The sequence below is a fragment of the Thalassoglobus neptunius genome (assembly GCF_007859735.1).
Taxonomy (GTDB): Bacteria; Planctomycetota; Planctomycetia; order Planctomycetales; family Planctomycetaceae; genus Thalassoglobus; species Thalassoglobus neptunius.
The window spans coordinates 2,616,965-2,641,555 of sequence record NZ_SIHI01000001.1 but is presented as its reverse complement, the minus strand read 5'-3'; the positions used below and the strand labels follow the sequence as shown (position 1 = coordinate 2,641,555).

The 24,591-nt window shown below is 52.4% G+C and carries 24 protein-coding genes; 16 read left to right on the top strand and 8 right to left on the bottom strand.

Going from position 1 to position 24,591, the window contains the following annotated elements; all coding sequences use genetic code 11:
- Positions 1–44: 44 nt before the first annotated feature.
- From KOR42_RS10340 to KOR42_RS10330, 3 genes are all read left to right on the top strand, one after another.
- On the top strand, positions 45–1,001 hold the full coding sequence (locus KOR42_RS10340; protein WP_146509433.1) for an HAD family hydrolase: 957 nt from the start codon (positions 45–47) through the stop codon (positions 999–1,001).
- 129 nt (positions 1,002–1,130) lie between these two features.
- The gene (locus tag KOR42_RS10335; protein ID WP_146509431.1) at positions 1,131–1,619 is read left to right on the top strand and encodes a 3-hydroxyacyl-ACP dehydratase FabZ family protein; all 489 of its coding nucleotides are present in this window, start codon (positions 1,131–1,133) and stop codon (positions 1,617–1,619) included.
- A gap of 62 nt (positions 1,620–1,681) precedes the next feature.
- Positions 1,682–2,398 carry a 3-keto-disaccharide hydrolase gene (locus KOR42_RS10330; RefSeq protein ID WP_231740837.1) on the top strand — a complete coding sequence of 239 codons (717 nt, stop codon included), beginning with the start codon at positions 1,682–1,684 and terminating at the stop codon, positions 2,396–2,398.
- 64 nt (positions 2,399–2,462) lie between these two features.
- Here KOR42_RS10330 and KOR42_RS10325 read toward each other — a convergent pair whose 3' ends face one another.
- Positions 2,463–2,972 (bottom strand): hypothetical protein, encoded by a 510-nt coding sequence (locus KOR42_RS10325; protein WP_146509429.1) that lies wholly within the window; start codon positions 2,970–2,972, stop codon positions 2,463–2,465.
- An 87-nt stretch (positions 2,973–3,059) separates the two neighbouring features.
- Positions 3,060–3,203 carry a hypothetical protein gene (locus KOR42_RS26545; RefSeq protein WP_197441040.1) on the bottom strand — a complete coding sequence of 48 codons (144 nt, stop codon included), beginning with the start codon at positions 3,201–3,203 and terminating at the stop codon, positions 3,060–3,062.
- Positions 3,204–3,450: 247 nt separating this feature from the next.
- Here KOR42_RS26545 and KOR42_RS10320 point away from each other — a divergent pair, with 247 nt between their 5' ends.
- Both KOR42_RS10320 and KOR42_RS10315 read left to right on the top strand, forming a co-directional pair.
- Positions 3,451–4,227 carry a peptidoglycan recognition protein family protein gene (locus KOR42_RS10320; protein ID WP_197441039.1) on the top strand — a complete coding sequence of 259 codons (777 nt, stop codon included), beginning with the start codon at positions 3,451–3,453 and terminating at the stop codon, positions 4,225–4,227.
- Positions 4,193–4,918 carry a hypothetical protein gene (locus KOR42_RS10315; protein WP_197441038.1) on the top strand — a complete coding sequence of 242 codons (726 nt, stop codon included), beginning with the start codon at positions 4,193–4,195 and terminating at the stop codon, positions 4,916–4,918. The genes KOR42_RS10320 and KOR42_RS10315 overlap by 35 nt, the downstream gene beginning before the upstream one ends.
- Positions 4,919–5,018: 100 nt before the next feature.
- Here the strand turns inward: KOR42_RS10315 and KOR42_RS10310 are convergent, their stop codons facing one another.
- The 3 genes from KOR42_RS10310 to KOR42_RS10300 all read right to left on the bottom strand — a co-directional run bounded on the left by KOR42_RS10310 (position 5,019) and on the right by KOR42_RS10300 (position 8,536).
- Positions 5,019–6,686, bottom strand: coding sequence for an Nramp family divalent metal transporter (locus KOR42_RS10310; RefSeq protein WP_146509423.1), 1,668 nt, complete (start codon positions 6,684–6,686; stop codon positions 5,019–5,021).
- 187 nt (positions 6,687–6,873) lie between these two features.
- The gene (locus KOR42_RS10305) at positions 6,874–7,161 is read right to left on the bottom strand and encodes a hypothetical protein (RefSeq protein ID WP_146509421.1); all 288 of its coding nucleotides are present in this window, start codon (positions 7,159–7,161) and stop codon (positions 6,874–6,876) included.
- Between the two features lie 196 nt (positions 7,162–7,357).
- Positions 7,358–8,536 (bottom strand): DUF6268 family outer membrane beta-barrel protein, encoded by a 1,179-nt coding sequence (locus tag KOR42_RS10300; protein ID WP_146509419.1) that lies wholly within the window; start codon positions 8,534–8,536, stop codon positions 7,358–7,360.
- Here KOR42_RS10300 and KOR42_RS10295 point away from each other — a divergent pair.
- The 11 genes from KOR42_RS10295 to KOR42_RS10245 all read left to right on the top strand — a co-directional run bounded on the left by KOR42_RS10295 (position 8,535) and on the right by KOR42_RS10245 (position 21,315).
- A complete protein-coding gene (locus KOR42_RS10295; protein ID WP_146509417.1) occupies positions 8,535–8,861 on the top strand; it encodes a hypothetical protein in 327 nt (108 codons plus the stop codon). The genes KOR42_RS10300 and KOR42_RS10295 overlap by 2 nt on opposite strands.
- A gap of 7 nt (positions 8,862–8,868) precedes the next feature.
- The gene (gene hemG / locus KOR42_RS10290; RefSeq protein ID WP_146509415.1) at positions 8,869–10,329 is read left to right on the top strand and encodes a protoporphyrinogen oxidase; all 1,461 of its coding nucleotides are present in this window, start codon (positions 8,869–8,871) and stop codon (positions 10,327–10,329) included.
- A 186-nt stretch (positions 10,330–10,515) separates the two neighbouring features.
- Positions 10,516–11,805 (top strand): NADH-quinone oxidoreductase subunit NuoH, encoded by a 1,290-nt coding sequence (gene nuoH, locus KOR42_RS10285; RefSeq protein ID WP_146509413.1) that lies wholly within the window; start codon positions 10,516–10,518, stop codon positions 11,803–11,805.
- Positions 11,805–12,482: an NADH-quinone oxidoreductase subunit J family protein gene (locus tag KOR42_RS10280; protein ID WP_146509411.1), complete on the top strand. Its 678-nt coding sequence runs from the start codon at positions 11,805–11,807 to the stop codon at positions 12,480–12,482. Before nuoH ends, KOR42_RS10280 begins: the two co-directional genes overlap by 1 nt.
- A gap of 39 nt (positions 12,483–12,521) precedes the next feature.
- The gene (gene nuoK / locus KOR42_RS10275) at positions 12,522–12,812 is read left to right on the top strand and encodes an NADH-quinone oxidoreductase subunit NuoK (RefSeq protein ID WP_146510066.1); all 291 of its coding nucleotides are present in this window, start codon (positions 12,522–12,524) and stop codon (positions 12,810–12,812) included.
- A gap of 113 nt (positions 12,813–12,925) precedes the next feature.
- Positions 12,926–15,412, top strand: coding sequence for an NADH-quinone oxidoreductase subunit L (gene nuoL / locus KOR42_RS10270; RefSeq protein ID WP_146509409.1), 2,487 nt, complete (start codon positions 12,926–12,928; stop codon positions 15,410–15,412).
- 59 nt (positions 15,413–15,471) lie between these two features.
- A complete protein-coding gene (locus tag KOR42_RS10265) occupies positions 15,472–17,073 on the top strand; it encodes a complex I subunit 4 family protein (protein WP_146509407.1) in 1,602 nt (533 codons plus the stop codon).
- Between the two features lie 63 nt (positions 17,074–17,136).
- Positions 17,137–18,813, top strand: coding sequence for an NADH-quinone oxidoreductase subunit N (locus KOR42_RS10260; protein WP_146509405.1), 1,677 nt, complete (start codon positions 17,137–17,139; stop codon positions 18,811–18,813).
- A gap of 33 nt (positions 18,814–18,846) precedes the next feature.
- Entirely contained in the window at positions 18,847–19,293 is a 447-nt protein-coding gene (locus KOR42_RS10255; RefSeq protein WP_146509403.1) for a hypothetical protein, read from the top strand.
- 131 nt (positions 19,294–19,424) lie between these two features.
- A complete protein-coding gene (locus tag KOR42_RS10250; protein WP_146509401.1) occupies positions 19,425–20,204 on the top strand; it encodes a TatD family hydrolase in 780 nt (259 codons plus the stop codon).
- A gap of 796 nt (positions 20,205–21,000) precedes the next feature.
- Positions 21,001–21,315: a hypothetical protein gene (locus tag KOR42_RS10245; RefSeq protein ID WP_197441035.1), complete on the top strand. Its 315-nt coding sequence runs from the start codon at positions 21,001–21,003 to the stop codon at positions 21,313–21,315.
- A gap of 109 nt (positions 21,316–21,424) precedes the next feature.
- Here KOR42_RS10245 and KOR42_RS10240 read toward each other — a convergent pair whose 3' ends face one another.
- From KOR42_RS10240 to KOR42_RS10230, 3 genes are all read right to left on the bottom strand, one after another.
- Positions 21,425–22,162, bottom strand: coding sequence for an alpha/beta hydrolase-fold protein (locus tag KOR42_RS10240; protein ID WP_146509397.1), 738 nt, complete (start codon positions 22,160–22,162; stop codon positions 21,425–21,427).
- Positions 22,163–22,357: 195 nt separating this feature from the next.
- Positions 22,358–24,346 carry a sodium:solute symporter family protein gene (locus tag KOR42_RS10235; RefSeq protein ID WP_146509395.1) on the bottom strand — a complete coding sequence of 663 codons (1,989 nt, stop codon included), beginning with the start codon at positions 24,344–24,346 and terminating at the stop codon, positions 22,358–22,360.
- On the bottom strand, positions 24,343–24,579 hold the full coding sequence (locus KOR42_RS10230; protein WP_146509394.1) for a DUF3311 domain-containing protein: 237 nt from the start codon (positions 24,577–24,579) through the stop codon (positions 24,343–24,345). The genes KOR42_RS10235 and KOR42_RS10230 overlap by 4 nt, the downstream gene beginning before the upstream one ends.
- Positions 24,580–24,591: the final 12 nt, after the last annotated feature.

Sequence of the window (24,591 nt, the reverse complement as noted above, 5' to 3'; positions counted from 1 at the left end):
TCACGACATTTCCAGATGACCAATGTGGAAGACAATCGACACCAATGGGAATTTCGCTCAGTGCCTATATTGAAGAGTTGCACACCCGTTCGGACCTGATCTGGCCGAAGCCCGCCGATCCGAAACCGGTGAAAGCAACACCTTATTTGAAGCCACTTCCCGAAGTGAAACTAGTCACCTGGTCACTTTACGGAACATTGCTGGAGATCGACCACGGCAAGCTGCTGCATCATCATCCCCAGGAAATCCGGATGCAGATTGCTCTCGAGAAGGTTATCAAAGAGTTCAATATGTGGAACAGCATGAACCGGCGGCAAGGGCAGCCGTGGGAAGGGATGCTGACTCTCTATGATCGATTTCGGGAAGATCTCGAAATGGTCTCTTCCAAGCACAAGGGGGACTTCACAGAAGCGGATTCCGTGAAGATCTGGTCCAAGGTTCTCGATCGACTCAAGCAGAAAGAATACAGCTGGGATGTCGGGAAATATGGGGAAAAGGAAGATTTCGCGCTGAAGATTGCGTATTTTTTTCATGCAAGTTTGCAAGGAGTTCAAGCAGCTCCACACGCTCAATCAACACTTGCTGAATTGACAAATGAGGGTGTTTTTCAGGGGCTACTTGCCGACGCGCAAGCATTTTCACTGGCTCAACTTAGCCATGAACTGTCGCTTCAAGGCCGATTTTCTTCGATTGCAGAAATGTTCTCACCGGAATTTTTCTTCCTGTCCTATCAGGAAAAGTTGCGGAAACCCTCTCTGACTCTCTACAAACGGCCCAAGGAAGTCTTCAAGAAGCATGGAATCCTTCCGGAACAGGTCTTGCATGTCAGCCATCGTTTGAAGGACGATCTGGCGATTGCAAAGAAGTCTGGTTTTCGCACCGCCTTGCTGGTTGCCGATCAGACGTGTCAAGTGACCGCCGAGGAGGTGCGTCATCCCGATATGAAACCGGATCGACTCCTCACGGAGGTACGTCAGATCCGACAGATCGTCGGGAGGTAAGTGAGTGGTTGCCGAAAAACGTGGTTTGAATCGATGAATGTTTCGAACTGAAATAGCGACGATTCACTGGTTTTTGGTCACTTCAAGATTTCAACAGTCGAACAAAGTTTCATCACGGATTAGACAGAGATGCCGGCACAGCCCTTATTCGATTACAAACAATTCGATTACGACAAACCGCTTTTGGACCTCAATGAGGTTCGGAAGGTCAATCCTCAACGGCACGAGATGGAGCAGTTGAGCGGAATTGTTCACATCGACCGCGAGCAGCACGGGCTGGTCGGATTCAAGGAAGTCTCGAACGACGAATTCTGGATCAAAGGGCATATGCCCGGATTTCCGTTGATGCCAGGAGTCATGCTTTGCGAAGCAGCGGCCCAACTCGCCGGGTTTTATGCTCGGAAGTACGATCTGCTCGGAGCCGGTGATTATCTCGGTTTTGGCGGGATGAATGACGTTCGGTTTCGTCGTCCTGTTTACCCCGATTGCCGATTGATCATTTGCGCTCGGATTCTCAAAGTCCGTCCCAAGCGGCTCGCCGAATTCGAATTTCAGGGATTTGTCGACGACAAAATGGTTTACAACGGGACCATGATCGGTGTTCCCATCAGTCGATAATCGGGGACTTTAAGCCCCCGGTACCAACGAACAGTCTTTTGAGTTCAATGATGGGAACCGCTATGCGATCAGCCATAATCTTCGGGATCATGTTCATCACGACAAACGCTTTCGCTCAGGAAAGTGACGTCACGCACCCTAAGGCTTTCATCGACGGAACTGGGGATGGATGGGTGGAACTCGGCGAAGAGGACTTCGCTCCCGTCAATTGTGATCCGGAGACATGGAGCTTTCGAGACGGAAAGATCTTCTGCACAGGAAAACCGATCGGAGTTCTGCGGACGAAGAAGCAGTACAAGAACTTCGAATACGTTCTCGAATGGTGTCATCGCGAATTTGGCGGAAACTCAGGAACTTTCGTTTGGGTTCCGGAAGCTGCCGTGACGGATTTGCCGCGGAACAAACTTCCGCCGGGGGGAATTGAAGTTCAGATTCTGGATCACGGATACGCAGTCAAGTATCAAGAGCGGACCGGCAAAGAACCGGACTGGTTTTCCTCCAACGGGGATGTGTTCCCGGTCGGAACGTCGACAATGAATCCCTTTCCTCCTCTCAGCCCCAATGGGGCTCGAAGCTTCCCGAGCAAGAATCTCAGCAAGGGAGTCGACGATTGGAATCACTACTACGTCAGAGCCATTAACGGAGAAGTCCGTTTGTGGGTGAATGGAGAAGAAGTCTCCGGCGGCAACAACTGCAATCCCAGCGAAGGGTATTTGTGCCTGGAAGCGGAAGGGGCTCCGATCGAATTTCGCAACTTCCGAATCCGGGAACTGCCGTAGTTTCGATGCATGCGAACCCTTTCGAAATCTGCTTTCGTGAGTGCAGAGTCGTGATGATTCGGGGCTAACGTTTTCGCGATACGTAAGCTGCTATCAGAAGAGCTGCGACCGGCAGGGCGATCCAGATCCAGTAGCGTGGACCGAAAACAATGGTGGCGTTCAGGAACATGAACGCAAAGACTCCGTGCACGGTCCAGAAGTATGATCCGGGAATGCGAGCGGATTCGACACCACGGGTCCACCACCGGATCACATCGTAGATCCAGAAGATCGCGAATGCGTGGTTCACATAGATTCCACCGCCCCACTCAACTCCGATCACTTTCGCGGTCCGTTCTGCTGTGTGCTGATAGGCGTGCGCATGATCGAAGTGGTGAATGAACGCGAATGCGAAGCTCAGGTGAATCAGGAAGAGGCCGCATCCAATCGTCCACAACATTCGAGCGCGTGACTGGCTGGCATTATCGGAAGGCAGAGACCCGGACCGCAAATCGATCATGACGCGGAGCAAGTAGCAAAGAACCATCAGACGGGCAGTCCAGTGGACAACGACGAGGGCAATGTCTTCGGTCATGAACGGTGAGGCATTTGGAGCATTTTCGTTTCAATCGGAGCAGCGATTCGCACGAGCGAATCGTAAGAATGCGTTGAGCAATTCAGTTCACGGACAGTCGGGCACAAATCGCCATTGAGAACTGTCGAGATCATAGCTGTGATCTTCCGCGCGATCGATGGAATCGTCAGAAATGTGGTTGGCTGGTATCCGGAAAGCCATCGATTCTTTCGCTCCGAATGAACGAATCATTGGTCTGTTCAGTAGGACTGGTCCATCGTGTTTTTTGAAGCTGTGAAGTGAAAGTTTCTCCATTCATTGTCGCATTCTCGATTTAAGTTTGTAAGTCTTGCACCCTTGGCGTGTCGGAACACGACGCGTAGGGCAATCGCTGCCGATTGTTAAGAATCGATTGCGACGGCTGAAGGATCCAAGTTGACATCGCTCCCGAAGGCTACGTACAAACATTCCAGGCATGATTCACTTTTCGAGAGTTCAATTGTTGATTCCGATCCTTGCGGTGACCTTGCTCCCGCATTTTGTTGCGGTGTTGGGGAGTGCAGAACCACCTCATCAGGAAGCAGCAAACGATCGGGAAACTACCAAGGTTCCGACGCGAAGTGATGTCGAAGATCACAAGCAAGAACTGGTTGAAGAAGAAACGACCGCTCATCTTGAAGTGGATCAAGCGACGGAATTGAAAGCCTGGAAGTTTGTGATCCTGCATCACACAGCGACCCAGTCGGGAAGCGTTGAATCGATTCACGAAGCACATCGACGGCGAGTTGACTCGTCGGGAAATCCCTGGAGGGGAATCGGTTATCACTTCGTGATTGGAAACGGCCACGGGATGAGCGATGGGGAGGTTCAGCCAACCTTTCGCTGGAAAGAACAACTCAGCGGAGCACACGCCGGAATTCGGCAATACAACGATTTCGGAATCGGAGTGTGTCTCGTCGGAAATTTTGAAGAGGCTGGCCCCACATCTGCACAAGTCGATGCGGTCAGGCGATTGCTTGCAGAGCTAAGAGCGCAGTTTGGAATTCAAAACGATCAGATCTTGAAACATGGTGACTTGAAGGCCACCGCATGCCCGGGACGGCATTTTCCGTTTCAGGAAATTGTGTCACGACCGATTGCCAGACGGCCGGTTCCCAACGACGCACATCATTCCCGAACGAGTTCGGGATCCACGGAGGTAATCAAAAATGTGGTATCGGTCCTTCGGACAACCCAGAGAAATGGAGTCCCTCGGGAACGGGCTTCAACTCCCTAGCGGTCTAACAAGCAGTCAGTTTTCAGCGAATCACCGGTTCAATGCTGCGAGAATCGCCAGCTTAGCGGTCGATCTCAAATTCTCTACGTATTTCCCGGAGAGCTACACCGAAGGATATGCGTATCCGCTGATTGCTTACGTTCACGATCACCATCGGTCTGAGGCAGATCTCGAGAAGTGGTTTCCCGCGATCAGTGACCAGAATTTTCTGGCCATGGGTGTTCGGGCACCGTTTCCGCATCAACTCGGATTTCCCGGAGAGTTTCAATGGAAACTCCATCGTCCGGATGCTTCCCTCGCGACCGTTCGAGACTGCGTGCGTGCTGGTCAGTCGGATTTCAACATTCACTCAGATCGCGTACACATTCTGGGTGAAGGAGAAGGAGCAATTGTCGGACTGCAACAGCTGATCCTGCAAAACTCCGGCGAGTACGATCTGGCACGCGTTCGAGGTGTCATCTGCAGCCGACTTCCCAAGCGTTGGACGGAGTTCCTTCCACCATTGCGAAGTTCGCATGGTGGGCGTCTTCTGATTCTTGATGAAGTCAACGACGCGGAAGGTCAGGCAGCTTTGGATGCACTCGGACACGCTGGTGTCGAGATCACAGTCTATTCGCCAGAATCCAAGTTTTCTCCAGTCGAGATGGTGAATCATTGGGTCATGGCTGGCATCAGTACGGTGGTCTTTTAACCCGTCCTTCTGCTGCGTCGCGGCATACTGAACGCAAACCTTCCAGTGCAAGTCGTTGCGCTCAAGCGTGAATCGCTTTCGGTCAAAAGTGATCCTGTCCTCACATCAGTTTCAGGATCTGAAGGTAAACGCCCCAGACGCCTGCGACGAGTAGGCCCAGGAACGAGATAATCAGCATCACGTCCCAGAGCTTGCTGGGAGCAAGCCGCGGGTCTGTCGACGTGTATCGGAAGTAAAGGGCTCCGAGACCGATCATCGGGAGCATCGTCGCTTGCATCATTCCCGATAGCAAAACGGCGGAAGCGGGATCGATTCCCGTCCAATGCAGCGCGACGCACAAGATGGGAAGGACAACACAGAACGTCGTCAGTGTTCTGTCGTGGGCTTTCTGGTCATTGCGGGGAATGAATCCGAAGATCTTCATCGCGTCGGTATACATCCGGGAATGACCTGCGTTGGCGACGAGAAACGTTGAATACAACACAGCGATCGCTCCACCCAGAAAGAGCCACTTGGCGTACGTTCCAAAGACCGGAACATACGCGGATGCCAGTGTGCTCACCATTCGCATTCCGCCGGGGTCGCGTCCTTCTCGATAGAGAACAGCGACGCCCATGATGAAGAATGCCATCGTCGCAATCGTGTAGACGACCATGGACAGGAATGCATCGTAATGCATGACCTTCATCCAGCCGCGAGCACGAGTCACCCAGTCTTCATCGTTCGTGCGTTTTCCGGTGTAGCGGGCGTATCCTTTTTCAATACACCAGTAAGGGTAGGTGATTAACTCAGTCGCTCCGACTCCGATGATTCCGAACGTCGCCAGCGCCGTCGCCAGTGAATCCCATTTGTCACCGGTCTTTGGGAGTCCGAAAGAGAAGCCGGTGACGACATCGTCCCACGACAACGCCCATTCCTCGGTCATTTGAAGCGAGACAACATTACCGATCGTAATGAACGTGAATGCAATCACCAGGACAGTGGAGATGGTCTGGATGACGCTGTAGCGACCGTTGTAAAGGAGTGCGACCGTGATCAGCCCGACGATCAATGCCCAGAATTTGTCGTCCCAGGTGCGAGGGTCTTTAAGCGTTTCGCCAGCTTTGACCGCTTCCAGCGTCTGCACGCCTCGCTCGCCGAGTTGTTCGAGTGCCTCGCCGATCCGCTTGTGTCCATGTTGAATTCGAGTGAGTTCTTCCTCAGGAATGTCGGTGAGTTCCACGGTTTCGCTGTTGAGGAGGTCCGTCCATTCGAGATACGAGACAACTTCGCTTTGTTCAGGGACAGCGATCGCTTCGCGATAATCTCCGGTGAAGGGAACGGCGATCGCCAGAGACTGACCCACTCCACCGACGATTCCGCCAAGCTGCGCAATTCCGGCCAGCATCATGAAGAACCAGAACCAGATGATCCAGTTGGCTGGCCCCATTCGCCCCGGAACGCGATTCAACGCATTGAGCGTGGTCTCTCCATTGCAGATGGAATAACGCCCGAGTTCAATCTGAACGAAGACTTTGATCAGGCAGCCCACCACGATCAACCACAACAGTGCGATGCCCGCCTGAGCACCGGTTTTGGTCGTGGCGATCAACTCTCCCGATCCAACAATGCTGCCGGCAACAACGAGCCCCGGACCCAGTTGACGCAGAATTCCGCCGAGTGTTTTCGGTGGAGGCAGAGTTCCCTCATTCAATTCCTGATCGAATTCCGGAGGGACCGTATCGAGGGGTTCTGCGTCTGGAAGATTGGAGGGAGGATCAATGGCCATTATTCTCAGCAATCAGAAACAAGGTTGCACGACTACTGAGACTTATAACCAGATGTTGATTTGTCGGCAAACAGGTCTGTTGATCTCCAAAGTGACCTTTGCCAGATCAGCTTGTGATCAACCCTTCTGTGACGATTGGATTGATGAGAAGTGGAGAAGTGGGAGAGGAATGGGCCGCACAGCTTCTTCAGAAGATCCACAGCCGAACATACCAGTTCAGCCAGTCTCCTAATGCGGGGATCTCTCCAGCGAGAACCCAGAGCGGGCGATAGAGCACCTCGATGAAGTGGAATCCGTCGACGTCTTTGGCTGCAATCCACTGCCAGTACATGGGCCCGATCGAAAGGATGTAAAATCCAATGAGGATAATCATCTGTTCGATGCTGGCGACAATCGGATGTGTGGGCGTCTTTGTTTTCGAGCCTGTCTGATGGTTGTTCTTCTGACTGTCAGGACCAGAGGGGGAAGGCTCCATTTCGGATTCAGTGTTTTGCATAATCGTTCAGCAGTTGAAGAACACCCGTCAACTTTCTTATCCCATACCGCCAGCGGGTTCGCAAGATCGTTCTTTCGCAGCCCCGATAAGTCTTGCGTTCAATGGAGGCAAACGGAATTGGATTGCTGAAAGAGTTTCGTCTCAGCAGGCACTTTCTTAGAGAATCTTTTCACAGTCAGTATTTCAGGCCAACTCGCACCATTCCGGAGTTGCTGAGATCGACTTCCGGTTGGTCGGGATATTCGAGAGATCGATCGAAGACGTAAGCGGTTTCCAGAAACCACGTCAGTCCTTCGGGATTGGATTTTTCGTACCCGAGTGCGAGTTTCAGGTCGTTGTACGTGACGATCGTGTCTCTTCCGTTTCGTTCCTGAATCGCCCAGGTTCCGCCGCCAAGTTCGCCGCCGAGATAGACAAAGTTCTCCGCTTCGCCGCATTTCTCTAGAACATATTTGATGCGCGGCTTGGGGAACATGATTTCGAACGTGAGGTTCGGAGCGGACTCCGGTGTCCAGACCGCCCCGACAGCAGGCAGTGCAGAAATGTCTTCTCTGTCGAGGTAAACAAAACCGAAAGCGTACTTGAGAAATTCGGATCGCTTGTAGAAGAACAACACGCGACCAATCAATCGAAATGCGTCCGAAGACATGTTGTCGAAATCGGTATACAGCCCCGGTGCGAGACCGCCGAAGAATGACCATCTCTTGTTGAAGGGAAGAAACAATGCAACGTCGACGGCTGTGTCATAGACGTTTGCGGGAAGATCGATTGAGTCGGGACGATCGACGAAGTGCCAGGCGAAGCGTGGGCTGACTCTCAGCAGAGGGAAGGCGTTCGGGAAAATTTGTGTCCCGATTTCCAGAGAGGTGAAACCGACGCCATCTTGCGAAGCTGGAATCACGCTGGTCGTGAACAGGTGTTTGTTCCAGGTTGTCCCGAACAACGAAAATTCTTTGGCGAGCCAATTTGATTCGTTCGCCGGCGGACAACACGGATCGCTGCCAGACGACGAAAGAGGATTTCCGGAATACGGGTTCGGAACGGCATTCAGTCGATCATCAGGGCTCGGAAAATCCGACGGAATGAGGTCAGGAACTCCTCCCATGGCAACGTCGACCGGGGCGATCTCCGGTTCGGGAATCTCATTCTCTTGTGGGCCGTTTGGATCAGTTGCTAAAGGCGCGCGAGAAGTCGTCGCAGCCCGGTTCGGATCGTAAACAAGCTGTGACTGGTACTGTTTGAGGGCGTGTTCCGGTGTCCACTCGGGTTGAGATTCTTCAGCGCGAATTGCGGAAGCAATTGCAACGGCCAGTAAGACCCCTATCACGTGCAGAACGGCAATTCGAGGTTGCATGATGCGCTGCGTTGTGGGTTGGGGGCAAGGAATCTCCAGTCTTTCACAAGAGCTACTTACTCCTCCATCGGCAATCGCGTCAATTGATGAACCGCGATCTTCGGCGGTGACAGGTTGCAATCGGCGAGAAATGCGAGTTCCGGCTGTTGTCCATCGAGACATGGGCGACAAGAATACTCGTTCGTTCGGACGGGGCGATCAATCAAACGGGGTTGCCGATTCCGTACAAGACACCGGAGCAACGTGCTCTCGGAAGCAACTGGTCTGTCAAACTGTTTCGACCACTTACAGCTACAGCAACGATTTGTTCGCTCTCACGAACTGAAACTTCCATGAACGACTCGGACTTTTCGTCATCTCCAACATTCGATCCCCCCGCGAAAGAAATCGCCATTGTTGGTGCCGGGATCAGTGGTCTGGCCGCTGCTTATCATCTGCTTGAATTGAGTCAGGAGCACTCTCAACCGGTCAAACTGACGATTTTCGATGCTGCTAAGAGGATTGGAGGCGCCTTCGGGACTGAACAGATCGGAGACTACAGAATCGAGCGAGGTGCGGACTCATTCGTGACCAACAAGCCTTGGGGGGTGAGGTTGTGTGAGCGTCTGGGAATTCAGGACCAGTTGATTTCCACGAACCCGGAGTTTCGTCGGGCGTTGATTCTGCATCGGGGGAAACCAGTCGAAACACCGGCAGGGTTTCAACTTCTCGGACCAACTGAGTTGTGGCCGATGCTCAAGTCCCCACTGTTGTCGCTCCCCGGAAAGCTGCGCGTCGCTCAAGAAATGTTCGTGCGACGAAAAGCAAGCAACGAAGATGAAAGCCTTGCGAGTTTCGTCCGTCGGCGGTTCGGACAGGAATTGCTCGACAATATTGTGCAGCCCATGGTCGGCGGAATTTATACCTCTGATCCGGAAAGGCTTTCGCTTCAAGCGACGTTGCCTCGTTTTCTGGAACTCGAAGCACGTTATGGAAGCGTGATTCGCGGACTTCGCAAACTGAAGCAGGGTTCCAGTCCCGCCAGTGGTGCGAGATACGGGCTCTTCGTCACTCCTGCGCAAGGCATGCAGCAACTCCTCAACAGTCTGGTGGAGAAGATCGAAGAATCAGCGACCATTGAATTGAAGACCAAGGTGCAAGGAATTCGTCCTGATGCCGACCGGATTCAAATTGAGTTTGCGGAAGCTCCACCGCGCTGCTTCGATGGAGTTGTCCTGGCGCTGCCCGCTTACCTGAGTGCGTCGCTTCTTGAGTCAGCGAATCCGGACCTTTCTTCAAGCTTGAGTGAGATTGACTACGCGAGTAGCGCGATCGTGGTTTCCGGTCATCAGCTTGATGACATTGAGCATCCGCTTGATGCGTTCGGATTGGTAATTCCACATCGGGAGCGAAGACGAATTCTTGCTGTCTCATTCCTCAGTCGAAAGTTTCCGGATCGTGCACCAGTTGGGAAAGTCGTTCTCCGAACATTCGTCGGCGGAGCAATGCAACCCGGCGAAGTGGAATTCTCTGATGATCAAATCATGGATACCGTGCGGATCGAATTGCGATCGGTTTTGGGAGTTCAGGGAACGCCGGACTTCATGAAAATCGTCAGGTACGATCGCGCGATGCCTCAGTACGAGGTTGGACACCTGCAGCGGGTTGAGCGTATTCGCAGCCAAATGGACGACCTGCAAGGTGTGGCTCTGGCGGGGAACGCATTTGTTGGCGTTGGGATTCCAGACTGTATCAGAAGTGGTGAAGAGGCAGCGGAAAAGGTCTGGGGGGATTCTTTTCAACCTGAACAGTAGTGTTTGGTTCGGGTGAGTCTGGGAAACTCTCTTCCCAACACCGGAAACGGCGATGGGGTCGCTTGAAGTCACCTGTCGCATCTGTCATAACTCTGGACTTCTGTTAGAGATTGACTCGCTGAATCCATGCTGCCGCTGAGATTTTGCTTCTCAAAGTGGCTGCAGGACTCGAACAGGCACCGTTGAATGAATCCCTTTCTCTTGGCAACATCAATCGAAAATTGGATCGACTCGGCCAGTTTCTGGCCTTTGTCTGTGTTGCCTGCTGCGGTTTGGGCGGCGATTATCCATACGACGCTCGTTGGCCTCTTCTTTGGTCTTCCGGCCTTTGTCTTTATTTGGGCAGAGCGAAAAGTTGCCGGACGAATCCAGGATCGACTGGGACCGACTCGTGTCGGTGGCCGGTTTGGCTGGCTTCAGTCTCTTGCTGACGGCGTGAAGCTGATTCAGAAGGAAGATCTCGCTCCGAATGCCGCCGACGTCATGCTGTTTCGGCTGGCCCCTTATATCGTTGTGATTGCGGCGTTTTCCGCATTTATGTTCCTGCCGTTTAGTGCAGGACTCGTCGCAGTTGCGATGGATGCCGGGTTGTTTATCGCCTTGGCTGTTCTCTCACTGGAAGTCCTTGGAATTGTTCTCGCCGGATATGCGAGTGGTTCGAAATGGTCTCTCTTTGGTGGAATGCGTGAAGCGGCCCAGATGGTCAGCTACGAAGTTCCGCTGGGAATTACCGTTGTCATTCCAGTCGTCGTTGCGGGAACTCTGAATCTCGGAGAGATTGGTGCCCTGCAATCTGGCGGAATTCAAAACTGGTTGATTTTCAGTAGTCCGTTTACGTTCCTCGCCTTCTTTGTCTTCTTTACGGTCACGCTCGCCAGTAACAAGCGAGCTCCGTTCGACCTGGCAGAAGCTGAGAGTGAACTTGTCGGGGGATTCCATACGGAATACTCCGGGATGCGTTGGTCGTTCTTCTTCCTCGCTGAATACGCAAGTATGTTCTTTGTCAGTGCACTGGGGGCGATTTTGTTCCTCGGTGGCTGGTGGACAGGGTTTTCTCCACTCGATAACTGGTTGCTCTCAACAGCCCAGTCTTCAGTTGGCGGGGACTATCTCCTCAGAGTTTTCGGAATGAAAATTCTGATGGTCAAAGCTGCGATCCTGGTCTTCGTGCAGATCTGGATTCGCTGGACTTTGCCGCGATTGCGAATCGATCAGGTGATGACCACCTGCTTGAAGTATCTTGTGCCGATGAGTTGCTTTCTGTTCCTGGGGGCTGTGATCTGGCCTCTGGTTCTCGCAACCACAATTGGTCAAACATCGATCTGGTCGCCGGTCGGGGACCGGATGCCGCGTTCGCGACGATCCGGGGAGCCAGAAGTTTCCTCTGAGGTTGAAGGTGATGAAACGGCAATGAATCGATGGAATAGTCGGGACTCTCTCGTGACAGTGGGTCTCTCAACGGGAGAGGCAGAGTAATGTCGACAGTTCTGTTTGTGATCTACGCACTCGCCGCCAGTGGTGGTGCTCTGGCTGTTGTGTTGAGTCAGAATGTTGTGCGAATGGCTTTCTGGCTGGTGATCTCTCTGAGTTCAGTGGCTGGCTTGTTCTTTCTGCTCGGTGCAGACTTTGTCGGTGCGACACAACTACTGATTTATGTTGGCGGAACCGTTGTCCTGCTGATCTTCGGGGTGATGCTGACCTCCAGTGGCCCTTACGGAACGATCAAAAGTCAACCTGCTGAAGTTGTTCAGGCAGGAATTATCGGAATGGCCTTTCTGGCTCTCGTCGCATCAACAGTCCTGTCTGTGAACTGGGAAGCGAACGAAGTGCGACTCGCACACGCGAATGATCATGCTGAGCATGGTCACGTTCACGAAGTCTCAGAGCCTGAATCTGAGCAAGGTTACAATCCCGAAGAGTCGGGGAACACAACTCGAAGTTTGGGAACAGCTCTTCTGGGCGTGCGTTTCGATAAAGATCTTTCGCTGGAGTCAGAAGACGGTTCCAATCACGGACATACTCATGGCAATCATGAAGTCAGTGCAGGATATCTGCTGCCGTTCGAGATTGTTTCCGTGCATCTGTTGGTTGTCCTCGTCGGTGCCGCGTATCTGGCTCGAGCCAAGCGACGTGTCGACGTTGAGAATGCTTAACAGCAGAGGGAGAACATTGTGGAAAATGTCGGTCTGGAAATGTTTCTCGCTGTGTCAGCAGTCTTGTTCGTCTGCGGCGTGGTGTGCATGGCCACCAAACGGAATGCCATCGGTGTTCTGATGGGTGTCGAGCTTGTGCTCAATGGGGCGAATTTGAATCTCGTCGCATTCTCCCGATACGGATCACTCGGGCTTGATGGGCAGGTGATGTCCTTGTTTGTTATCGTTCTGGCTGCGGCAGAAGCAGCTGCGGCGCTGGCGATCGTTCTCGCGTTCTACAACAATCACATGACCGTCGACGTCGACCAGGCAACAGACCTACAAGGATGACAAGGCACTACCTCGCTTGCTGACAGCTTTTGCTGACAGGCAGTGGCGACGAAGTGTTCCTGCGATTGAAACAGTTTTTCACTGACCACCAAAACGACTGACCACAGCGACAAATGATGTCTCCTGAATTTTATAGTGAAGTTGGCAATCTGCTGATGTGGCTGCTCACTGCAGCATGGCTATTGCCGCTGCTGGGGTTCGTGATCGAAATCTTCGGTGGCTATTGGAGTGATCGTAAGAGCAAAACGCCGGCCTATCTTGCGGTCGGATGTATCGGAACCGGATTTCTCCTGAGTCTCGTCGCTCTCCTCACTTGGGTCGACGCAGCCGATCTCAATTTGTGGCACTTTGGAGATACCGAATCCGCCGCAGTCGCTCATCATGAAGCTGATGCCGCTGAGGCCGGACACGAAGACGACCATTCCCACAGCCATGATCACGCTGATCATTCCAACGCTCACGGAGAGCATGGAGACGCTCATCATGATGGAGGACATCATGGTGGGCATGAATCTCACGCAAATGATCCGTTCAAAACAGCTTTCGCCGGAACCTTTTACCGGCTCGGGAAGTATGGTTCCCTCGATATTACGCTCGACTGGTACATCGATGGTTTGACCGTTGCGATGTTTGCCATGGTCACACTGATCGCGACCTGTATTCATATCTTCGCAATCGGCTACATGAGCGATGAGCTGACCGAGCGCTACGAAGATCACTTCGTTCACACGGAAGATGGAGGTCATTTCCATCGCGTCGGACGTTTCTATCGATTCTTCGCTTACCTGTCGCTTTTCTGTTTCGCCATGTTGGGGCTCGTCCTGGCAGGGAACATCTTTCAGGTGTTCATCTTCTGGGAACTCGTCGGCGTCTGCAGCTACTTGCTGATCGGTTTCTACGTCGAAAGAAAAACCGCCAGCACAGCTGCGAACAAAGCATTCATCATGAACCGGGTCGGAGACTTCGGTTTTCTCATCGGGTTGATGATTCTCTGGACTTGGTTTGGCGTCTTCCAGTTTGCCGAAACGAATCCGGAAACTGTAGGTTCGACCGGACTGTTCCAGATGGTCCGCACAGCTGACGGTGAACTCGAAACTCAAGGCGAAGGTCGGGAGAAAGTGGTCGTCCTGCAAGCTCAGCAGGGAATCCACAAAGATGGTGGCAACCCACACCCGACGATTCCGTACTTCCTGCTCGTCGCTGCAGGGTTGGGAATCTTTGGAGGGTGTATCGGGAAAAGTGCTCAGTTCCCGCTTCAGACTTGGCTTCCCGATGCGATGGAAGGTCCGACGCCGGTTTCTGCACTCGTGCACTCAGCGACGATGGTGGCTGCCGGGGTCTATCTCGTCGGGCGCTTCTACCCGATGTTCACACCGGAAGTCCTGCTCGTTATCGCATACACAGGCTGTATTACATTGTTTGTCGGAGCGACGATTGCGGTTGTCGCGACGGACATCAAAAAAGTGCTCGCATATTCCACGATCAGCCAGTTGGGTTACATGATGCTGGCGTTGGGCGTCGGCGGTTGGCTTGCCGGACTCTTCCATCTGATTACTCACGCGTTCTTCAAGTCGCTGATGTTCCTGTGTTCCGGAAGTGTGATTCACGGATGTCACCATGAACAGGAAATGACGAAGATGGGTGGCCTGGCCAAGAAAATGCCAATCACCTGTTGGACCATGTTCGTTGGTGTTGTCGCCATCAGTGGTCTCGCCATTCCGTTCCTGGGAATTCCGAAGCTGGGAGCAATCGCGTTCTCAGGTTATCACTCAAAAGATGCGATCGTGGCTGCGGGGATGACGTTCTCGTCACTCAATCCGATTCACTCGCTCTTGTTCTTCGTTCCATTGATCACAGCTGGCATCACAGCGTTCTACATGTTCCGAATGTGGTTCATGACCTTCTTCGGAAAGCCGAAAGATCAACATGTTTATGACCATGCTCATGAATCACCACGAGTGATGACAGCACCGCTTCTGATTCTCGCGTTCTTCGCGATGTTCTGTGCCATCGGTGGTGAGAATGGTCCATTGGCCCAATTGATCCTGACGACGGAACCAGTCCATGTTGCTGAAGGAGCCATGGAAGCGGGGCATATTGGATTGAACCTGCCTGGGCATCATCAGATTCACGAATTCCATGCGAGTGCAGGTGCGGTGGCCCTGTTGGTCGCATTCGGCGGAACGATCCTGGCCTATCTCTTCTATGGGCTTGGTATCGTCGACACCGGAGCAATGCAGAAACAATTCGGGGGCGTTCACGAGTTCCTCCGAGAAAAATGGATGTTCGACGAGCTTTACGAATGGATGTGGGTTCGTCCGACCTTAGTTGTGGCGACGTGGGCAGCGGCCTTCGATCGTTGCGTGCTCGACCGTTTCCTCGGATTCCTCGCTGGAATGGTTGTTGCCATTTCCAGCTGGGACCGTCGTTTCGACGAAGCTGTTGTGGACCGGTTGGTGAATGCCGTTGGAGAAGCGACTTCCTCCGTCGGACGGTCGCTGCGTTATGTCCAGACAGGACGGCTTCGCCAATACGTCATGTTTATTGCTGTCAGTGTTGTGATGCTGTTTTTTGTGTTGTTTGCTTACCTGCCTCGATAGGTTGTTTGCGATTTACTACCGACCTTCCGGTCTGCCAGATTCACTGAATAAATCAAGCCATGTCCAATCCAGCATTTTTACTGAGCGCAACGATCTTTCTGCCCACGCTGGGTGCGCTGTTTCTGATGGTCTTCGATAAGAAGGCTGAAGATGCAATGCGCAACTTTGCATTGGTGATCACTGCAGTGACATTTGGATTGACTCTGTTGATCCTGCAGCAGTTCGATCGCTCGGAGGGTGGCATCCAGATGGCTGTCTCCATTCCGTGGGTGCCGACCTGGAACATCAATTACCAGTTGGGGGTCGATGGTCTCAGTCTGCCACTGGTCTTGTTGACCGGGTTGATCAGCATGTTGTCGTGCCTGGCTTCCTGGAGTATCAAGACCAAGGTTCGCGGCTTTCTCATGCTGTTCCTCATCCTGGAAACCGGGATGATGGGTGTGTTTCTCGCCCTCGACTTCTTCCTGTTCTATGTCTTCTGGGAAGTCATGCTCCTGCCGATGTACTTTCTCATCGGTGTCTGGGGAGGTCCGAGACGCGAATACGCAGCGATCAAGTTCTTCCTGTATACGCTTTTCGGCTCGGTTCTCATGCTGATCGCAATGTTGATGTTCTACTTCAACAGTGCCTCTTCAGAGATCGCCGGGAATGAAAGTATCTTCGACCTGCTTAAGTTGGCGGAGATTGCCAAAGTCGGCGGGTTCGATGCGACGATGCAGATCTTCGCATTCATTCTGCTGTTCATCGGCTTTGCAATTAAGCTTCCATCGTTCCCGGTTCACACCTGGCTTCCTGATGCTCACGTGGAAGCACCGACTCCGATTTCGATGATTCTGGCCGGTGTCCTCCTGAAGATGGGGGGCTACGGAATCTTGCGAATCGCAATGCCACTTTGTCCTTATGGGACTCAATACGCAGCTTACGCTCTCGTCGCTCTGGGAGTCTTCAGTATTGTTTATGGAGCCTTCGCTGCGATGGCTCAAACAGACTTCAAACGACTCGTTGCTTACAGCTCAGTCAGTCACATGGGATACGTTCTCGTCGGAATGGCAGTCTGGAAGATCAGCGAAACTGGTGCGACAGAGAATCTGAACTTCTGGCAACTCGGAATGGCCGGGGCAATGTTCCAGATGATCGGTCATGGAATCTCTTCAGCGGGAATGTTCTTTATGGTGGGTGTGATCTACGATCGAGTCCACCATCGTGATCTGAACAAGTTCGGTGGACTGATGCAGCTGATGCCGTTGTACAGCGGACTGGCTGTGATCATTTTCTTTGCCGGTCTTGGCCTTCCGGGACTGTGTGGATTCATCGGCGAAGTCTTTGTTGTGCTGAGCATCTGGAGTTACAGCCCGATTCTGGCGATCATCACTGCTTCCGCGGTGATCCTCACAGCTGGTTACATCCTCTGGACGATTCAACGGGTTTACCTGGGACCTGAGTACAAAGGTCCTCACAAAGAAGAGATCGTTCCGATCACAAGCCGGGAAACAACCGTTGCAGCATCGCTGGCTGTACTGGCGGTTCTGCTCGGAATCTTCCCATATCAGCTGGTGTTGAACTTGATGGATGCATCAATCGCCCAGTTAACGGTTTCTCTCTCCGAGGGATACGCGGCCGTTCAGGAAACCGTGACTGCTGTTACGCAGCTGTCACGCTAGTTCGTCTTCCAAAACGTGGTCATCACTTCGAATCCTGTTGACGCACCTTAACGAAAACAAACGATGTCTGTTCATTCGATTTTGAATCACGTTCTTGGAGAAGACCTCCCTCGTTCACTGGAGGTCTTTGCTCCTGAGCTCGTGTTGTGCGCCACCGTTGTGCTTCTCTTGTTGTGGCGAATGTTGGACTTGCATCAACGGATTCCCACTTGCTGGGTGGCACTCTTTGGTTCACTCGTCGCATTCTTCGGCGTGTTTGCACAATTCATGTATTTGAAGACCGGCGGAGCGGGCGTTGGTGGTCTTGAGTTTCTGTTTGATCAATGGAGACTGACTCCTTCGGGAGTTGGCGAGATCGGACCGTATTTCACCGGACTGTTGGTTCACGATCAGTTCGCGGTTTTCTTCCGGCTTGTGCTCACTCTGTTTCTCGTTCTGGTCACTGCACTGACAATTCTGACCGGGATTCCGGATGCAGAAGATGGTCAGGATTTCTACACGCTTTTGATCGGTTCCACTGTCGGGATGTTGATGGCAGTGGGAGCCAATCACCTGTTGATGCTCTTTCTTTCGATCGAAATGATGAGCGTCCCGAGTTATGTGATGGTCGCGTTCCAGAAAGGTCGGAAGCAGGCGGGTGAAGCGTCACTGAAGTATGTTGTTTACGGAGCCGGTATCGCGGGCGTGATGCTTTATGGGATTTCGTTGATCGCTGGGTTGTTGGGGACTGCCAACATGCCGGAGTTGGGGGAACGCTTTGCAATTTTGATGCAGGGTGAATTCTTCTCGATGTCAAACACGACTGCCCTCACGCTTGTGTTGGGCATGATGATGGTGTTGGTCGGTTTGGCCTTCAAACTGTCGCTGGTTCCATTTCACTTCTGGTGTCCGGATGCGTTTGAAGGGGCTTCCGCCGAGGTTTGCGGATTCCTGTCTGTCGCTTCAAAAGCGGCTGCACTGGCGTTGCTTGTGAGATTTGTTCTGGCATTCCAGGGAACTCATGAGTCGCTCGCTCAGCTTGGAATTCTCTTCGGAATCGCATTGGGGACGATTTCCATTATCACCATGACCTTTGGAAATCTTGCTGCGTACAGTCAGACAAATTTGAAACGACTGCTTGCTTACTCGACGATCGCCCATGCTGGTTACATGGTGATGGCGGTTTCGGCGATGCTGGTGATTTTGAATTCCCCATCTTCGAGCGTCGGTGTTGGTCAGGCAGCTACCTGCATTGAAGGCCTGATGTACTATGTCGCGGTCTACCTGTTCATGAATCTCTCGGCATTTGCGATTGTCGCTTTGCTGAGAAACGAAACATTCCGCGAAGACATTTCGAGCTACCGAGGAATCATCTCGGGAAGTGCGGCGACAAAGGTTCTTTGTGTTTGCCTGGCAATCAGCTTCTTCAGTCTTGTCGGAATGCCTCCATTCGGTGGTTTCTTTGCCAAGATGATGATTTTTTACAGTGCACTTCAAGCTGGGCATGCTCACTGGTTTTTGTGGATTGTGCTCGGCTTTGGAGCCCTCAATACTGTCTTCAGCCTCTTCTATTATTTGAACGTTCTGAAGGCGGCCTTTATTAGTGAACCCGAAGCTGATGCGGCACCTGTTGAAGTACCCGGAATGGCCGGAGCCTATGTTCTGCTGGTCACGATTCCTATTCTTGCTCTTGGGATGTCTTCCCTTCAGGGTGATCTGACTGCGACAGCAAAATACGTCGCAGCCTCCCTGTTTCAGTAAGCCTGTCGATCACGACCAGAATGAGATGATGGCATGGATTCTTCCGTTGCAATTGTGAATGATTTGTTGGTGCAGGTGCATCGCAGTTTGCTGCAATACGCTGCCGAATCATGGCCATGGGCGGCAGTGAATGATCTCGATACTGAGCAACATCTTCTGATGACAGCCCGGCGGCAGGAGCAGGTTGTCGGACGCATGGTTGCATTCTTGAAAGAGTGTAAACACCCGATCGATTTCGGCGTTTATCCCTATGAGTATACGAGTCTGCATTTCGTGTCTCTGGGATTCTTTCTGAATCGTCTTCGCGAGAGCGAAGCTGCGGTTCTGGTCGAGTTGGAAGCTGCTTTGCCTCGATTGACCGAGGATTCTGAGGCTAGCGAACTCGTGCAGAATGCCGTTGGCGTTCAGAAAGACGTGCTCAAATCGCTTTCAGAGTTTCACCTTGCAGGCAGCTCCGAAATTGGTTCAGCGAGCGAATAGGATCTTCGCTGCGGAGCAGGGGATGCTTGATTCCCTAACGACGTTGCTGAGTCCCAAACGTGGCGCGTAAACCGCAGGTTTCGCTACGTTTCTTCGTGCAAATTCTTCAATCTCAGTTCGTGAGATCCACTATGCTCATCGATACTCACGCCCATCTGGACGAGCAGTCTTTCGAAACTGATTTGGATGCGGTGCTTGGCCGAGCCCGTGAAGCGGGGGTTGAGGAAATCTTTACGATCGGGATCTCTCGGTCCACGAGCGAAGCGGCCGTTCGACTGGCGGAACAGCATTCAGAACTCTTCGCTGTTGTTGGGATTCAGCCGAACTATGTCGCTGAAGCTCAGCCTGACGACTTCTCGAAGATTGAAGCAATCGCGGAACATTCCCGTGTTGTTGCAATTGGTGAAACGGGCCTCGATCGATATTGGGATCACGCTCCGCTGGACCTTCAGAAAGAATACTTCGTCCGCCATATCGAGTTAGCAATTGAGCGCGATCTGCCGTTCATTGTGCATTGTCGCGACGCGGAAGATGACGTTGTGGAGGTCCTCAAAGAGACCGCTTCGGGACGTCAACTGCGCGGGGTGATGCATTCATTTTGCGGGACCGCGGTAACTGCCGAGGAGTGCTTGAATCTTGGGATGCATATTTCGTTTGCGGGCATGGTCACGTTCAAGAAGAATGATGAACTTCGAAGCGTGGCCAGCGCGATTCCCCTTGAACGATTGTTAGTGGAAACAGACTCTCCGTATCTGGCACCGGTTCCAGTTCGGGGAAACCGGAATGAGCCCGCCAACGTTGTTCACACAGCAAGGTGTCTGGCGGATGTGCATGAGTTGACCTTGGATAAGTTCGCGAAGCAAGTGACTGCGAATACGCGAAAGCTCTTTCGGCGTGAATCGACCGACTGATACGTATGCCTCATTGATGTCTCATTGAGACAGCTTGAACAGCGCAGGTGTCGAACAACTCTTGGTTTGGGTTGGTATTTTTTTGATCGCGTCGTCAATCTTTCTTGAGTTGGTTGATGGTGCTGACACGAGCGAGTTTGGTCTTCATTGATGCAGTTTTGAGTTCTTGTCGCGAACAGATTGTCTGTCCGAATTCACTCTGCGATTTCACAATCGGAACAAGCGGAATCGCGATCGTCAGTGGTCGCTAGCCAGTGGATCGCTGTTGACTGTGAATCTCTTCGGCACGTTTCTTTTTGAAAAGGCGTCGTTTTGCGGCAGAATTTATGCTGTCAAAACTTTGCTGCGTGTGTCGTCGGCGCAGTGGGTTGATTCGATGATTCGTTCATGAGCGACTGAGTCAACTGCTGCGGGTGTATCAATCTGATCGAGTTCCCCGGCGAGCAAACGACCCAGCGAATACGACAGTCTGTGGTCCGAAGCGCACTCAACTTGATCGCCAGCAACGTGAAAACGCGTGATCTATTCTGTTCTGCGAGTGGGGGTTGTCGTCAAAACGGTACAAATCAGGGTTGCAAGGTTTTTGGGATTTCGTAACATTTGCCGCAAGTCATTGTTGTCGCTATGTCTTTGCGTTTCAGTTTATTTCTGAAAGCTTGGTTCAGAACGACAACAGTCGGTTCGCCACGGTTGGCGGATCGGGATGGATTCGGCAACGTGGAAATATCAACCGTTTTTTGCCCAGTAGCATCGGCTTGATTCCACAACCCTGAAACTCTTGGAAGGAGGAGTTTCCGTGGCCAAGAAAAAGGCAACTAAGAAGGCTGCAACTAAGAAGAAAGCAGCCACTAAGAAGAAGGCAGCTCCTAAAAAGAAAGCTGCTCCGAAGAAAAAAGCTGCGACAAAGAAGACAGCGACTAAGAAAAAAGCAGCTCCAAAGAAGAAGGCAGCGACTAAGAAAAAGGCAGCCACTAAAAAGAAAGCTGCTCCTAAGAAGAAGGCTGCACCAAAGAAGGCTGCACCAAAGAAGGCTGCACCAAAGAAGGCTGCACCAAAGAAGGCTGCTCCCAAAAAGAAAGCCACCAAAAAGAGAGCTACAAAGAAGCGGTAGTCGGCTTTCAAGCTGGAACAGATTGTTCAGTACGAGCAAATCGGGAATCCCGGTTTGCTCGTTCTTTTTTTGCGCGAGTTAGAAACGCCAATCGTCGAAGTTGGATCGCTTATGTTTGCAGCTTCTGGATGGCTGTTGAGATGAAGGTCATTCCTTTGTCTGTCATCGCTGCAAAGTATTCCCAGGTGTGTCCGCCGAGTGAGGTCTGGAAGTCGTTCTCGAAGGGGATTCCGGATGAAGCGAGTTTGCTCGCGAGAATTTCGTTGCCTTCGAGCCAGGTCGGGTCCATGGGATCGCACGCGAGAAACTGAAATCGGGGCCAGTTGAGCGGATGCAGATGCAACAAGGGAGCTTGCTGTCTTGCTTCTTCTGCGCTCTCGAACATGTTGTCGATCGGGAAGCCGTATCCATAGGCTTTGTGCAGTTCGACGGCAGACGAGATTGCGACAACCACGGGGAATTTCAATGCGTGTCGATAAGAAAGATTGAGCGCGCCTTGTCCTCCCATGCTGATTCCCAAGAGTGCGATCCGCGGAGAAGTGACATCCCATTGCTGTTCAATCCACGCAGTGACATCGCGTCGAATGAACTCCATGGGAGTGAGTTCATCATCGAAGTCTTTGCAGATGACATCGAGCCACCAGGACTTGGCTCCGCGAGGACAGACAATCGGCAGCCCGTGTTGTTCGAAGATCTGAGTGAACTCCGGCTTCTCACTCAACTTCTCTTCTCCATGAGCGTGAAGGTAGATCACAGCTCCGGGGAATTTCGTTTCCTCTGCGCTCTCTTCAGTCTGTGGGAGGAAAACGTCTGCTGGTCTTCCAGAAATTTCAACGGTCGTCCACATTGTCAGTTACTCGGGATGAGAAGATTGAGAATGAGAAAGGCCCCGTGCCACTGGTTGCGCGGGGCCTTTCAGAATGAGTCAGTTGCATGTCAGAGTGAATCACTGAAAACAGTGAATGCGTTCCATGGAATGCAGGTCACTCGGATGCATCTTTCGCTGCTACGGGATCATGTGAGTCAAGCATGGAAACTTGTCTCAGGCGTCCTTCTGTTTGGGAAAGAACTTCGCCAATGTCTCGTCGCTCGGTGGGCGTGTCACAAGTGAAACGCCGACAAGTGCCGCAGTTGACGCGACGATCATCGTCACGACTGGTTGCATCCGGAAATAAGTGAAGTCAGGAATTGCTCCGTATCCCGATTCTTTGAACAAATAAACCCATGTTCCAAAGGCAGCGAGAATACAGGCATACGCTCCCATCTTGGTCATGCGTTTCCAGTACAAGCTTGCGAAAATCAACGGGAACAAACTTGAGAATCCACTGAAGGTCCAAACTCCCAGTGTGAAGACTCGACGCACTTCGAGAAGGCTGAATAGGTACGTGACGAACACGATCGCGACAATAAACGATCGAGCCATGAGCACGATTTGTTTGTCAGAGAACCTGTTCCTTCCCCCGTAGTGGATCGCGATATCTTCTGTGAACATCGTGCCGATGCAGAGGAATTGGCTGTCGAGCGATGACATGATCGCAGCCAGAATTCCGGCAGTCAAAAATCCGGAGAGGACGTCCCCTGTCAACTGCCCGACCATGTATGCCAGGACCCCGTTCGGATTGAAGTGAGAGGGAACGAGCGGCACGTTGGCGTTTCCTGGCATGGATGCGGACGTCGCCCAGACGCCGACGAGAACACACGGCACCCAAACGATGGCAATAAAGATTGGATGGGCGACCACCGGAAGCTTAAAGCTGTTCGCACTTTTAGCGGTGAGCCAATGCTGAAACAGGTGAGGAAACATTCCGACGGAGAGTGGAATGAACAGGTAAGTCAAAAACGCGAGTTGATCCATTCCGCGAGGAGCTTCAGGCGCCCATCGCATTGCACGATAGCGTCCGAGTGCCTGTTTGATGGTCATCTTTCCCTCTTCCTTCGGGTGACCGATCATGCTGGAGAAGTACTCCATCGCTTTCGGGGCCCAGTTGTCTTCGGGAAAATCATGCATCGGCATTTCGAGAAAATTCTCGGGGATTGGATCGGGAACGACCCGGTCGTTTTGCTCGATCTCTGCGATCTTCATCTGCTCTGGAGTCAACTCCGGCATCAGGTCATGAGCGTAGGCGTAATTGGATTCGGCGATCCGTTCCAGGAACTGTCGTTGCCACGGAGGGCCCGGACGCATTGACTCGTGAGCTTCCGATAGTTGTTCCGGTGTCAGTTTGAGGATGCCATGATCGACGGCGTAGTTGTACGCTGCCCGCTTCTTCCACGCCGCGAGTTGAGTCTCATAGTCTTCGGCTTCTACTTCGGCGACTGCCCTCATGAGCTTGGTGGGATGCTTCTCCGCAACATTCTGGCTCGCTGCTTCGAGCCCTCCCAGTTGTGATGAAATCATGTAGAAGGTCACAATTCCCAAAGCCATGAAAACGAGCGTTTGAAACGCATTCGCCCATGCTGTTCCTCGCATTCCGCCGAAGAAGACGTAAATCAACACAACGACGCAGATCACACCGGAGGCGAGCCACGGAGGAACTCCGTAGTCGTAGCTGGCGAAGATGTTCGTGAACGCACCTTCGGTAATGTTCGAGACAACGGTTCCCGCCGACATGACGCCGATGAGAAGGTATGGGATGACGAGGCCGACGAGGATTGGGAAAAGAATGATTCCGATGCGGTCGCTCTCAAAGCGGTCGCGGAAGAACTGGATCTGTGTGGTGTAGCCGTATTTCTTTCCGAAGGAATAGATTTTGACACCGATCAGGAAGAAGCAGAGCGAGTGAATGATCCCGCTCGACGAAGCAAGCTGACCATAAACGCCGATTCCTTCTTTGTAAGCTTCCCCGCTGGAACCGACGAGTGCGAAGGCTGTCATCGTCGTTCCGAAGATCGACATCAACAGCAGGAACGGGCCAATCGAATGGCTCGCGAGCATGTAGTCCTGACTCGTTCCTCGAAACATTCGACTGGCGAATGCTCCCAGGCAAAGCAGGAGACCGAGGTAAATGCAAACAATGATGAGCTGAATCATTCTGCAGCCCCCTCTCCGGTCGCGGTCGTGTTGTCTTCTGAACTCTCAAGCTCGACTGGCCAACAGAACAGAGTCGCGAGATACCACGTGAAGGCTGCGGCGAGAGAGATTCCAAAATGGTAGGCCAAGCCGATCGGGAAGAACCCGGCCAGCAAAGTGGGGTCATCCCAGAGCCAGAAGTCCTGGTGGATGATGATCAGGAGGACGACGAGTCCCCAAACGACGAGTTTCATGGTGAAGGCTCG

What these genes read in the sequence shown, in the direction of transcription:
- KOR42_RS10340 (WP_146509433.1), top strand. Translation starts at nt 45, where the DNA reads ATGGGAATTTCGCTCAGTGCCTATATTGAAGAGTTGCACACCCGTTCG.
- KOR42_RS10335 (WP_146509431.1), top strand. Translation starts at nt 1,131, where the DNA reads ATGCCGGCACAGCCCTTATTCGATTACAAACAATTCGATTACGACAAA.
- KOR42_RS10330 (WP_231740837.1), top strand. Translation starts at nt 1,682, where the DNA reads ATGCGATCAGCCATAATCTTCGGGATCATGTTCATCACGACAAACGCT.
- KOR42_RS10325 (WP_146509429.1), bottom strand. Translation starts at nt 2,972, where the DNA reads ATGACCGAAGACATTGCCCTCGTCGTTGTCCACTGGACTGCCCGTCTG.
- KOR42_RS26545 (WP_197441040.1), bottom strand. Translation starts at nt 3,203, where the DNA reads ATGATTCGTTCATTCGGAGCGAAAGAATCGATGGCTTTCCGGATACCA.
- KOR42_RS10315 (WP_197441038.1), top strand. Translation starts at nt 4,193, where the DNA reads ATGGAGTCCCTCGGGAACGGGCTTCAACTCCCTAGCGGTCTAACAAGC.
- KOR42_RS10310 (WP_146509423.1), bottom strand. Translation starts at nt 6,686, where the DNA reads ATGGCCATTGATCCTCCCTCCAATCTTCCAGACGCAGAACCCCTCGAT.
- KOR42_RS10305 (WP_146509421.1), bottom strand. Translation starts at nt 7,161, where the DNA reads ATGGAGCCTTCCCCCTCTGGTCCTGACAGTCAGAAGAACAACCATCAG.
- KOR42_RS10295 (WP_146509417.1), top strand. Translation starts at nt 8,535, where the DNA reads ATGATGCGCTGCGTTGTGGGTTGGGGGCAAGGAATCTCCAGTCTTTCA.
- KOR42_RS10300 (WP_146509419.1), bottom strand. Translation starts at nt 8,536, where the DNA reads ATGCAACCTCGAATTGCCGTTCTGCACGTGATAGGGGTCTTACTGGCC.
- hemG (WP_146509415.1), top strand. Translation starts at nt 8,869, where the DNA reads ATGAACGACTCGGACTTTTCGTCATCTCCAACATTCGATCCCCCCGCG.
- nuoH (WP_146509413.1), top strand. Translation starts at nt 10,516, where the DNA reads ATGAATCCCTTTCTCTTGGCAACATCAATCGAAAATTGGATCGACTCG.
- KOR42_RS10280 (WP_146509411.1), top strand. Translation starts at nt 11,805, where the DNA reads ATGTCGACAGTTCTGTTTGTGATCTACGCACTCGCCGCCAGTGGTGGT.
- nuoK (WP_146510066.1), top strand. Translation starts at nt 12,522, where the DNA reads ATGTTTCTCGCTGTGTCAGCAGTCTTGTTCGTCTGCGGCGTGGTGTGC.
- nuoL (WP_146509409.1), top strand. Translation starts at nt 12,926, where the DNA reads ATGATGTCTCCTGAATTTTATAGTGAAGTTGGCAATCTGCTGATGTGG.
- KOR42_RS10265 (WP_146509407.1), top strand. Translation starts at nt 15,472, where the DNA reads ATGTCCAATCCAGCATTTTTACTGAGCGCAACGATCTTTCTGCCCACG.
- KOR42_RS10260 (WP_146509405.1), top strand. Translation starts at nt 17,137, where the DNA reads ATGTCTGTTCATTCGATTTTGAATCACGTTCTTGGAGAAGACCTCCCT.
- KOR42_RS10255 (WP_146509403.1), top strand. Translation starts at nt 18,847, where the DNA reads ATGGATTCTTCCGTTGCAATTGTGAATGATTTGTTGGTGCAGGTGCAT.
- KOR42_RS10250 (WP_146509401.1), top strand. Translation starts at nt 19,425, where the DNA reads ATGCTCATCGATACTCACGCCCATCTGGACGAGCAGTCTTTCGAAACT.
- KOR42_RS10240 (WP_146509397.1), bottom strand. Translation starts at nt 22,162, where the DNA reads ATGTGGACGACCGTTGAAATTTCTGGAAGACCAGCAGACGTTTTCCTC.
- KOR42_RS10235 (WP_146509395.1), bottom strand. Translation starts at nt 24,346, where the DNA reads ATGATTCAGCTCATCATTGTTTGCATTTACCTCGGTCTCCTGCTTTGC.
- KOR42_RS10230 (WP_146509394.1), bottom strand. Translation starts at nt 24,579, where the DNA reads ATGAAACTCGTCGTTTGGGGACTCGTCGTCCTCCTGATCATCATCCAC.